Source organism: Pseudomonas sp. AC463, assembly GCF_979253585.1.
In genome coordinates this window covers 1-503 of the sequence record NZ_CEEDDZ010000092.1, presented here as the reverse complement: position 1 = coordinate 503, position 503 = coordinate 1, and the positions used below count along the sequence as shown (strand labels likewise).

The window sequence follows — 503 nt, the reverse complement described above, 5'->3', positions numbered from 1 at the left end:
GAAACGGATAGCCGCTGCCGACGAACACCGGGCCGCCGTGGCCCGCCGCCTGAAGGATGCCGGGTACCTGCATCGTGCCCCAGCCGGACACGTCGTAATCGGGCCGCTGAAACCCGGTCGGCCGACTTTCCGGAGTGGGCGACAGGCGGAACCGCCACGCGCCGTCGAGCGACACATGATAGCGGGACTTCGCGACGTCGCGGGACAGTGCGCCGCGCCGCGTCTCGAACCCGTCGAACGTCGCGTGCATCGGCTCCGCACCCTGACGGATGACGGTCGGCTGCTCCCACTCCGCCGGGTTGGCGGTCTGCGAGAAGGCAGGCGATACGAGGAGGAGGGCGATCGTCAGAGGGCGGAGAAGGCGCGTCATCGATACTCCTGACGATCGTCGTTTCGCCTGCCGTAACCGGAACGGGAGCGATAGAATATTGTATTCGTTCGCAGGTAACGTTCCCACCCCACAAGCAAAATCCGCTTACTTCAAAAGCCAAAAACCTATATGA

The 503-nt window shown here is 64.0% G+C and carries 1 protein-coding gene; it reads right to left on the bottom strand.

Going from position 1 to position 503, the window contains the following annotated elements:
• Nucleotides 1–370, bottom strand: a 370-nt coding sequence (locus AC0IYH_RS29230; RefSeq protein ID WP_471837511.1) for a hypothetical protein, incomplete at its 3' end; no start/stop codon positions are given.
• Between the last annotated feature and the right edge of the window lie 133 nt (nt 371–503).